Here is a 9548-nt window from a genome sequence, read left to right as displayed (position 1 = left end):
AACTCCAAAAGCTAGTCCGGGAAGGGCGCGAAGTCGCGGTTGTCGACCCCCATGCCGTGGAGCCACACGACGGTGAGGTCGGCGCCGCGCTGGGCGCGCCGCGGCATCACCGTGAGGATGTCCTTCGGGGCGAAGGCGGGCTTTTCGTCCTGAACCTTCTGAGCCGCTTCCTGTCGGGGCGCCGCGGGCTTTTCCGCCGGGGAGACGGGTTCCGCAGGTTTGGCGGAGGGTGCCTTCACTTCCTCCGACTTCACTTCAGCCTTGGGCGTTTCAGACGCAGCCTCTTTGGCTTGGTTCTCTTCCGCTTTCTTGGGCTTCACGGCGTTCTTCGGACGGAAGGTCTTCACGACCGACTCGTCCGTCTCGATGTAGGGGCCGCCGATCAGGTCGATGCAGTAGGGGACGGCCGCGAAGATGCCGTTGACGATCGTCTTTCCCTCATCGTCGCGCAGGCCTTCCAACGTCTCGGCGATCGCCTTGGGACGGCCGGGCAGGTTGATGATGAGCGCGGCATGGTCGGGCGTTTCGCGAAGGACTGCGACCTGGCGCGAGAGGATCGCCGTCGGGACGAAGTGCCCCGAGATCGCGCGCATCTGTTCGCCGAAGCCCGGCATCTCGCGCGTGGCGACCGCAAGCGTCGCCTCCGGCGTCACGTCGCGGCGAGCGGGCCCCGTTCCGCCCGTCGTGAGGATGAGGTCGCAGCCGATGATGTCGACCAACTCACGGAGTGTCTTTTCAATGTCGAAGCGCTCATCGGGGATGAGGCGCTTGTGGACCTTGATCGGCGTGGTGATCGCCTTGCGGCACCACGCTTCCAGGTTGGGAATGCCCTCGTCGTCGTAGACGCCGCGGCTCGCGCGGTCGGAAATCGAGACGAGGCCGAGGATCAGTTCGTTGTCGGCGCTGCGGGGAGGCTTCATGATGGTGCCGGAAAAAGCAGTGGATGCGGGGGAATCAGCGGTCGAGGTCTTCGGCCTCGTCCTCATCTTCGGCGTAGAGCGAAATCGGTTCTTCGAGCGTGCGGTGGAGGAACTTGTAGAGTTCGCGCGCGCTCTTCGGGGGCTTCGCCGCGTCGCGTTCGCGGCGGGCGCCGCGAACGAGCGTGCGAAGCGCCTGAATGTCCACCTCGGGATGCTCGCTGATGAAGGCGGTGAGCGCCGCGTCGTCGGCGATCATCCGGTCGCGGAGCGTCTCGCAGCGGTGCAGAAGCGCCACGGCCGCACGGGACTCGCCCGTCGCGCGGTCGATCGCTTCGCGCACGGCCTTCGGGTCCATGTCGCGCATCTTCTTGCCGATCAGTTGAAGCTGACGGCGCTGCGCGCCGAAGCTCCTCATGCGGCGGAATTCCTTGATCTCAAAAAGGACGTCTTCAGGAAGGCCGATGCGCTTCACCTGTTCGTCGCCCAATCCCGTCATTTCCTTGCCGAGCGCCTGAAGCTCAAGCTGCTCGCGCTTCAACTGCGACTTCGACGGGCCGCGGTAGACGTCCTCTTCATCGTCGTCCTGAAAATCTTGATGGGGATCCTGACGCATGGGTCTCTCTTTGAAACTTGGAAAAGGGAAATGGAAGACCCCTTATGATAACGGGTTCCGAAGGGCGCTCCGAGGCTCTTTCGCCGTTGAGAAGTCCGCAGGACGAAGGGCCTTCCCGACGGATGACGGCGTTCTCCGAACGCCCTCGGGGCGAAGCCCCGCCCGAAAACCTCACTCACCCTTGAAGGCACCCCGCCGGTGCCGAAGACGAAGAGCCAAACGATGAACGACCCGAAGACGGATACCGACACCGAAGCCGCCGCCCGTTGGGCGGTGGCGCGTGCCCGCGCGCTCGGGGCCGATCAGGCTGCGGCGGAAGTCTCCGCCGATCGGGGGCTCGCCGTCGCGGTGCGCGAAGGCGAAACCGAGTCGGTCGAATACACCGACGAGCGCGTCATGACGGTCTCCGTCTGGTGCCGCGCGGCGGGAGGCATGCGCCGCGGCGCCGCGAGCACGTCGGACCTGTCGGAAGCCGCCATGGAGCGCACCGTGCGCGCGGCGGTTGAGATCGCCCGGTGCGCGGCCCCGGATCCGGCGGCGGGGTTGCCTGACGAAGAAACGCTCCAGACGGACTTCCGCGATTTGGATCTTTGGCACCCCTTTGAGGGCGGCGTCGCCGGCGGGGTGGAGCTCGCCCGCCGTGCGGAAGCGGCGGCGTTCGACGCCGACCACCGGATCGTCACGACCGAAGGCGCACGCTTTCAGACGTCCGAGGGCGGCTTCACGCTCGCCAACTCCTGGGGCTTTTCTGCGGGCTACCGGTACGCGCGCCACGAACTCTCGCTCTCGCCCATCGCGGAGGACGCTTCCGGCATGGAGCGCGAGGACGATTGGACGGAAGCGAGGCGCGTCGAGGATCTCCTTTCGCCCGAGCGCTTGGGGGCGAGGGCGGCGGCCCGCGCTGCGGCGCGCCTGGGCGCTCAATCGCTCGCCAACGGCGACGTCCGCGTCCTCTTTGAGGCGCGGACCGCGACGGGGCTCCTCGACATCCTGGAAGAGCTTCTCTCGGGACGGGCTCTCTACCGGAAGGCCTCCTGCCTTCTCGGTCGTGAGGGGAACCTCATTTTCCCGAGGCACGTGAATGTGGAGGAGGATCCGTACCTGCCCGCTTCGATCGGCTCCGGCCTCTTCGACAACGAAGGCTGCGCGGGGACGCGCCGCCTCGTGGTGGAGGAGGGCCGCCTCGCGGGCGCCTTCCTCACCTCCTACAGCGCGCGACGGCTCGGCCGCCGCACGACGGGAAATGCGGGCGGCGCCTACAACCTGAGGTTGACGAGCGCCGAGACCCGGGCGTCCGACACGTTCGACGTCATGCTCGCGCGTTTGGGGACGGGACTTCTCGTCACCGAAGTGTTCGGGCACGGGGTCAATCCCGTGACGGGCGACTATTCGCGGGGCGCTTCGGGCTTTTGGGTGGAGAACGGCCGTTTGGCGTACCCCGTCGCCGGGGTGACGTTGGCGGGGAATCTTCTCGACATGATGGCTTCCGTCGAGGCGGTCGGCGCGGACGAGCACCCGGAGGGGGCCCGCCGGACGGGGAGCCTGCTTCTTCCCAAGATGACCGTGGCGGGCGGCTGAGACTCTTCAGAGAGAGCCTGAAAGAGACGGCGACGGCAAAAGTCGCCCGCGGCGGGAGGCATCCTCCGCCAATGCGGGTAGAATGCCGCTTCCTCATTCACTCTTGGCCGGTCAAGCCATGCGGGAACAACATCTTTCCGACTTTGATTTCGAGCTCCCCGAAGAGCTCATCGCACAGTATCCCCTCGCGGAGCGGAGCGCTTCGCGCCTTCTGCGCATCACGCCGGAGACCCTCGTCGACGGTCACTTCACCGACGTTGAAGAACTCCTTCGTCCGGGCGACCTCCTCATCGCCAACAACACCAAGGTGATCAAGGCTCGCCTTTTGGGACACAAGGAAACGTCGGGCGCCGTCGAAGCGCTCATTGAGCGCGTCACGGGCGAGCGCACCGCGATTGCCATGATCCGCGCGAGCAAGTCGCCGAAGCCCGGCACCGCGGTCTACTTCGAAGCGGGCGACGCGCGCGAGCGCGTCGTCGTCACGGGGCGTCAGGAACAGTTCTTCGAGCTCGAATTCGAGCGTCCCGTTCTGGACGTGCTCTCCGAATTCGGCCGCGTGCCGCTTCCTCCCTACATCACGCACGCGGCGGACGCCGCGGACGAAGGCCGCTACCAGACGGTCTATGCGGAGCACCCCGGTGCCGTGGCGGCGCCGACGGCGGGTCTGCACTTTACGGAAGAGCTCCTCGCGCGCCTTCGCGCGAAGGGCGTCGACGTCGACTACGTGACGCTTCACGTCGGCGCCGGGACGTTCCAACCCGTGCGCGTCGAAAACCTGTCGGAGCATCACATGCACTCCGAGTGGTACGAGATGTCGGAGGCGACGGCCGCGCGCATCAACGCCGCGAAGGCCGAAGGCCGCCGCGTCGTCGCGGTTGGGACGACGTCGCTTCGCACGCTGGAGAGCGCCGCGGATCGCGCCGGGCACGTTGTGCCGGGCGCGCGGGACACCGCGCTCTTCATCACGCCTGGGTACGACTTCAAAATCGTCGACGCGCTCATCACGAACTTCCACCTCCCGAAGTCGACGCTGGTGATGCTGGTGTCGGCTCTCGCGGGACGCAACCGCATGCTCTCGGCTTATGCGCACGCGGTCGCGGAGCGCTACCGCTTCTTCAGCTACGGCGACGCCTGTTGGATCGAACGCGATCCGCGCGTTCCCACCGACCCCACCCTCTGAGGAGACACGAGATGGCTTTTTCCTTTCAGGTCAAGGCGACCTGCGGCCGCGCGCGCCGCGGCACGCTGACGCTCAATCACGGCGTCGTCGAGACGCCGATCTTCATGCCGGTGGGGACCTACGGGTCCGTGAAGGCGATGGCGCCCTATGAGTTGAACGAAGTGGGCTCCCAGATCATTCTCGGGAACACCTTCCACCTGTGGCTGCGCCCCGGGCTCGAAGTGATCGGCGCCCACAAGGGGCTTCACGACTTCATGCAGTGGAGCAAGCCGATCCTCACGGACTCGGGGGGCTTCCAGGTCTTCAGCCTCGGGGAACTCCGCAAGATCACCGAAGAGGGCGTCCGCTTCTCGAATCCGATCAACGGCGACAAGCTCTTCTTGACGCCTGAGGTCTCGATGCAGATCCAGCGCACGCTCAATTCCGACATCGTCATGGTGTTGGACGAGTGCACGCCCTACAAGATCGGTGACCGTCCCGCGACGGAGATGGAAGCCGCCAAATCGATGCGCATGAGCCTTCGCTGGGCGAAGCGCTCGAAGGACGAGTTCGATCGGCTTGAAAACCCCAACGCGCTCTTCGGGATCGTGCAGGGCGGGATGTTCACGCACCTGCGTGAAGAGTCCCTGGCGGGTTTGAAGGAGATCGGTTTTCACGGCTACGCCTTGGGCGGCCTCTCCGTGGGCGAACCCAAGGAGGAGATGCTCCGGATTCTCGACGAAGTCGCGCACAAGCTCCCCGAGGACCGTCCCCGCTACCTGATGGGCGTGGGCACGCCCGAAGACCTCGTCGACGGCGTCTCGAACGGGATCGACATGTTCGACTGCGTGATGCCGACCCGGAATGCCCGAAACGGCTGGCTCTTCACGCGCTTCGGCGACGTGAAGTTGAAGAACAGCCGCTACCGCAACGACCTCCGCCCGCTCGATCCTTCGTGCTCGTGCTACACGTGCCGCAACTTCAGCCGCGCGTACCTGCACCATCTCCACAAGGTGGGCGAAATCCTCGGGGCGCGCTTGAACACGATCCACAACCTGCACTTCTACCTCAACATGATGGCGGAGATCCGTGCCTCGCTTGAAGACGGCACGTTCGAAGCCTGGAAGAAGCGCTTCGCGGAGGACCGCGCCCGCGGCGTCGAATGAGCCCGCGCCGTTAAGGTTCGCAGAGGTTCAGCACCTTTATAATCAGCCTATTTCTCCGGCGCATCACGGCGCCGGAAGCTTCCCAAGACTGGAGTACACATGTTTTTTGTCAACGACGCCCTTGCGGCCGGCGAAGCCGCCGCGCCCGGCGGCATGGAAGGCTTCCTTGTTCAGGTTGTGCCCCTGATCGTCATCTTCGCCGTCTTTTGGTTCTTCCTCATCCGTCCGCAGCAGAAGCGCCAGAAGGAGCACATGAAGATGTGCGAAGCGCTCGCGAAGGGCGATGAGGTCCTCACGATCGGCGGTCTTTCCGGCCGGATCGAAAGCGTTGAAGAACAGGCGATCCTCCTTCAGGTGGCGAGCGTCGACGGCCGTCCCGTGACGGTCCGCATGCAGCGCGCCGCCGTGCAGGCGGTTCTCCCGAAGGGGGCCGTCAAGTTCTGAGTCCGCCCGCAGGGCGGGTCGCATGAACCCCGAAAGGCGTTGTGAGCGCGGCTCCAACGCCTTTTGCCCGCATGGATGCGGGCAAAATGCGCCCCACAAGAGGGGCGCATGTTTTGGAGTTTGGGATGAATCGCTACCCACTTTGGAAATATGTCCTGATCGGCATCGCGTTGATCTTCGGCCTGATCTACACGCTGCCCAACTTCTACGGCGAATCCCCCGCCGTGCAGGTGACGCCCGGGAAGGCCACCGTCAAGGTGACCGAAGACACGCTGGCGCGCGTCGAGCGCGCCCTGGGCGAAGCCAACCTGAAACCGAACGGCGTCTTCTTCGAGCAGGGCGCGCAGCAGAATACGATCCGCGTGCGCTTTGACCCGACGCAGACCGAAGAGCAGCTCCGCGCCCGCGAAGTGGTCGACAAGGCGTTGAATGCCGATCCGAAGGATCCGAGCCACATCGTCGCCTTGAACCTCGTGCCCAACACGCCGGAGTGGCTCCTCTCGATCAACGCGCTCCCGATGTATCTGGGGCTTGACCTGCGAGGCGGCGTGCACTTCCTCCTCCAGGTCGACATGCGAGCGGCGATCACGAAGCGCGCCGACGCGACCGCGGCGGACCTGCGCACGCAGCTTCGCGACAAGCGCATCCGCCACGCCGGGATCAACCGCGTGGGGAACGACGTCGAGATCCGCTTCACGAGCGCCGAAGAACGCGCCCGCGCGAACGACCTTCTGCGAAACACCCAGCCGGATCTGGTGCTGACGCTCCCCGAAGCGCAGCGTGAGCCCTACATCATCCGCGCGACGCTCTCGCAACGTGCGATCCAGAACGTCCAGGACTATGCGCTCAAGCAGAACATCTCGACCCTTCACAACCGAATCAACGAGTTGGGCGTCGCCGAACCCGTGATTGCGCAGCAGGGTGCGGACCGCATCGTGGTGCAGCTCCCGGGCGTGCAGGACACTGCGAAGGCGAAGGACATCCTTGGGCGTACGGCGACCCTGGAAGTCCGCCTGGTCGACGACTCGCCGGAAGCCTTGGCGCAGCTCGCGCAGGGTAACGTTCCCTTCGGCGACGAACGGTTCCTCGACCGCGACGGCCGCGCGCTTCTCGTGAAGCGCCGCGTCATCCTGACGGGTGAGAACCTCAACGACGCCCAGCCGGGCTTCGACAGCCAGACGCAGGAGCCGACCGTCAACCTCGAACTCGACAACCGCGGTGCGCGCATCTTCCAGGAAGTGACTCGAGAGAACGTCGGCAAGCGCATGGCGATCCTGCTCTTTGAAAAGGGCAAGGGCGAAGTCGTGACGGCACCGGTGATCCGTCAGGAAATCGGCGGCGGCCGCGTGCAGATCTCGGGGAACATGACGACGATGGAAGCGACCGACACGGCGCTCCTTCTGCGTGCGGGCTCTTTGGCCGCGCCGATGGAAATCGTCGAAGAGCGGCTCATCGGCCCGTCCTTGGGTGAGGCGAACATCGAAGCGGGCTTCCGCTCGACGCTCTACGGCTTCATCGTGATCGCGGTCTTCATGGCGGTCTACTACCAGGTCTTCGGGATCGTGAGCGGCATCTCGCTCATCTGCAACGTGATGATGTTGGTCGCCATCCTCTCGCTTCTTCAGGCGACCCTGACGCTCCCGGGCATCGCGGCCATTGCGCTCACGCTCGGCATGGCGGTCGACGCGAACGTGCTCATCAACGAGCGCGTGCGCGAAGAGCTCCGTATCGGGCGCATGCCGCAGACGGCGATTTCCGAAGGTTACGACCGTGCGTTCGCGACCATTTTGGACTCGAACATCACGAGCCTTTTGGCGGGTCTTGCGCTGCTCATCTTCGGCTCGGGCCCCGTGCGCGGGTTCGCGGTCGTGCACTGCCTCGGCATCGCGACCTCGATCTTCACCTCGGTGGTGGTCTCCCGTGCGTTGATCAACCTGATCTACGGCCGCAGGAAGAAGCTCGCCAAGGTCCACATCGGCCAGGTTTGGCGTCCGGACAATATGGACGATCCGCTCCACCGCGTGCTCAAGTGATCGGGAGTAGATAAAAAATGGAATTGTTCCGCATTCAAAAGACGATCCCGTTCATGCACTACCGCCATGTGCTGAACTCGATCTCGCTCGTGAGCTTCCTCGTCGCGGTCTACTGGATCTTCGCGCACGGCCTCGCGTTCTCGATCGAGTTCACGGGCGGCACGCAGATGGAGGTGAACTTCCCGGAAGCGGCCAACACCGAGCAGGTCCGAAACGACCTCGCCCAGGTGTCGAAAGAGGTGCTCGTGCAGACGTTCGGGACGCCCCGCGACGTCGTGGTCCGCGTCCCGACCAAGGAAGGCCAGAGCTCGGGTGAGGTCGCCGCGGAGGTGATGCGCGTCCTCGAAGCTTCGAACCCCGGCGTGGTGTTGAAGAGCACCGAGTTCGTGGGCCCGCAGGTGGGCGACGAGCTCGCCCGCGACGGCGGCACGGCGCTCGCGTTGGTCGTGGTCGGGATCATGATCTACCTCGCCTTCCGGTTCGAATGGAAGTTCGCCCTGGCCGCGATCATCGCGAACCTTCACGACGTGGTGATCGTGGTCGGCATCTTCTCCGTGATGCAGTGGGAGTTCACGTTGCCCGTCCTCGCGGCGGTTCTGGCCGTCCTGGGCTATTCGGTAAACGAATCCGTGATCATTTTCGACCGCGTCCGCGAGCACTTCCGCAAGATGCGCCGCGCCGACACGATGGAGGTGATCAACTCGGCCATTACGGCGACGATCTCCCGAACCGTGATCACGCACACGTCGACGCTTTGCATGACGCTCTCGATGTTCTTCTTCGGGGGCCCTGCACTCCACTACTTCTCGTTGGCGCTCACGATCGGCATCCTGCTCGGCGTCTACTCCTCGGTCTTCGTCGCGGCGGCCATCGCGCTCTACCTTGGCGTCAAGCGCGAGGATCTCGTCAAGGTCGTCAAGAAGGATGAGGTGGAGGAGATGGTGCCTTGAGGTATTTGATTCGGTGAGAAAAAATAAAATTGGCTCGTCATGTCGGCGAGCCAATTTTATTTAGAGGTTAAAAAATTGAGCTAGATGGCTTAGTTTGTGAGCGGTCAAGGGGCGTTTTATTTGTTCTAATCAAGAGTAGACCCGGGTGGCGTTGCTTATGATTACTGTCGTCTTATTCTGGATGAACCGGAGAAATAGTTTGAAGGGAATAGATGGCACTGGATTAGGGAAGGCAGGAATTCGAGTTTTTTGCTACGGCGAAGGAATTTTGAAACAATGAGTTTTAGTCTATGCTTTAGCAAGTGCTCGTCGATCTTTGGGTTGTTCTCGATGCTTAATAGGAATTCTGTTAAGTCTCTCTCGAGTTGGCTTGATGAAACATCACTTCTCCTGCTTAGCGAGCGTTGAAGTAAGTAACAGAGGTTGGAGTTGAGATTGCAATTTTCCCAAAAGTTTTTGCGTATAATGTCGCCGTTGATTTCCTGAATGCTGTAGTATTCTTTTCGATTTCTTTGCACTCGGTAGTCCAGAAGTGTCTCCGGTAAGTTATGGAATTTTGCGTCGGGGCGGCCAGCAATGATTTTTGTCCAAAGTGCGTAATCTTCGGCATTTTGTTTGTCTTCAGGGTAGCCCCCAACAGAGAGAATTGTGTTTTTGGAACCTCTTCACCGGGGCCCTTTCTGAG

Annotated in this window: 8 protein-coding genes and 1 pseudogene; 6 read left to right on the top strand and 3 right to left on the bottom strand. The window is 63.3% G+C overall.

From position 1 onward, the window contains the following. Positions 1–308 precede the first annotated feature (308 nt). Together mog and yjgA are read right to left on the bottom strand one after the other, a co-directional pair. Positions 309–920: pseudogene (gene mog / locus HMPREF9440_RS10900) on the bottom strand (molybdopterin adenylyltransferase); the annotation flags it as partial. A gap of 34 nt (positions 921–954) precedes the next feature. Continuing rightward, on the bottom strand, positions 955–1533 hold the full coding sequence (gene yjgA / locus HMPREF9440_RS02220; protein ID WP_008541081.1) for a ribosome biogenesis factor YjgA: 579 nt from the start codon (positions 1531–1533) through the stop codon (positions 955–957). Positions 1534–1731: 198 nt separating this feature from the next. On the opposite strand from yjgA, the gene HMPREF9440_RS02215 reads away from it, so the two are divergent. The 6 genes from HMPREF9440_RS02215 to secF all read left to right on the top strand — a co-directional run bounded on the left by HMPREF9440_RS02215 (position 1732) and on the right by secF (position 8863). Then, on the top strand, positions 1732–3111 hold the full coding sequence (locus tag HMPREF9440_RS02215) for a metallopeptidase TldD-related protein (protein WP_245523556.1): 1380 nt from the start codon (positions 1732–1734) through the stop codon (positions 3109–3111). 118 nt (positions 3112–3229) lie between these two features. Then, entirely contained in the window at positions 3230–4291 is a 1062-nt protein-coding gene (queA, locus tag HMPREF9440_RS02210) for a tRNA preQ1(34) S-adenosylmethionine ribosyltransferase-isomerase QueA (protein WP_008541076.1), read from the top strand. Positions 4292–4302: 11 nt separating this feature from the next. Further along, entirely contained in the window at positions 4303–5436 is a 1134-nt protein-coding gene (gene tgt / locus HMPREF9440_RS02205) for a tRNA guanosine(34) transglycosylase Tgt (protein ID WP_008541075.1), read from the top strand. 99 nt (positions 5437–5535) lie between these two features. Beyond that, positions 5536–5880 (top strand): preprotein translocase subunit YajC, encoded by a 345-nt coding sequence (gene yajC, locus HMPREF9440_RS02200; RefSeq protein WP_008541074.1) that lies wholly within the window; start codon positions 5536–5538, stop codon positions 5878–5880. Positions 5881–6005: 125 nt separating this feature from the next. After that, on the top strand, positions 6006–7913 hold the full coding sequence (gene secD, locus HMPREF9440_RS02195; protein ID WP_040763249.1) for a protein translocase subunit SecD: 1908 nt from the start codon (positions 6006–6008) through the stop codon (positions 7911–7913). A 17-nt stretch (positions 7914–7930) separates the two neighbouring features. Then, positions 7931–8863 (top strand): protein translocase subunit SecF, encoded by a 933-nt coding sequence (gene secF / locus HMPREF9440_RS02190; RefSeq protein WP_008541072.1) that lies wholly within the window; start codon positions 7931–7933, stop codon positions 8861–8863. 394 nt (positions 8864–9257) lie between these two features. Here the strand turns inward: secF and HMPREF9440_RS11625 are convergent. Further along, positions 9258–9548, bottom strand: a 291-nt coding sequence (locus tag HMPREF9440_RS11625) for a hypothetical protein (RefSeq protein WP_216586055.1), incomplete at its 5' end; no start/stop codon positions are given.

This window comes from Sutterella parvirubra YIT 11816, assembly GCF_000250875.1.
Taxonomy (GTDB): Bacteria; Pseudomonadota; Gammaproteobacteria; order Burkholderiales; family Burkholderiaceae_F; genus Sutterella; species Sutterella parvirubra.
The sequence above is the reverse complement of the archived record's forward strand: the minus strand, read 5'-3'. Positions and strand labels throughout refer to the sequence as shown.

What these genes read in the sequence shown, in the direction of transcription:
- queA (WP_008541076.1), top strand. Translation starts at nt 3,230, where the DNA reads ATGCGGGAACAACATCTTTCCGACTTTGATTTCGAGCTCCCCGAAGAG.
- secF (WP_008541072.1), top strand. Translation starts at nt 7,931, where the DNA reads ATGGAATTGTTCCGCATTCAAAAGACGATCCCGTTCATGCACTACCGC.
- yajC (WP_008541074.1), top strand. Translation starts at nt 5,536, where the DNA reads ATGTTTTTTGTCAACGACGCCCTTGCGGCCGGCGAAGCCGCCGCGCCC.
- secD (WP_040763249.1), top strand. Translation starts at nt 6,006, where the DNA reads ATGAATCGCTACCCACTTTGGAAATATGTCCTGATCGGCATCGCGTTG.
- yjgA (WP_008541081.1), bottom strand. Translation starts at nt 1,533, where the DNA reads ATGCGTCAGGATCCCCATCAAGATTTTCAGGACGACGATGAAGAGGAC.
- tgt (WP_008541075.1), top strand. Translation starts at nt 4,303, where the DNA reads ATGGCTTTTTCCTTTCAGGTCAAGGCGACCTGCGGCCGCGCGCGCCGC.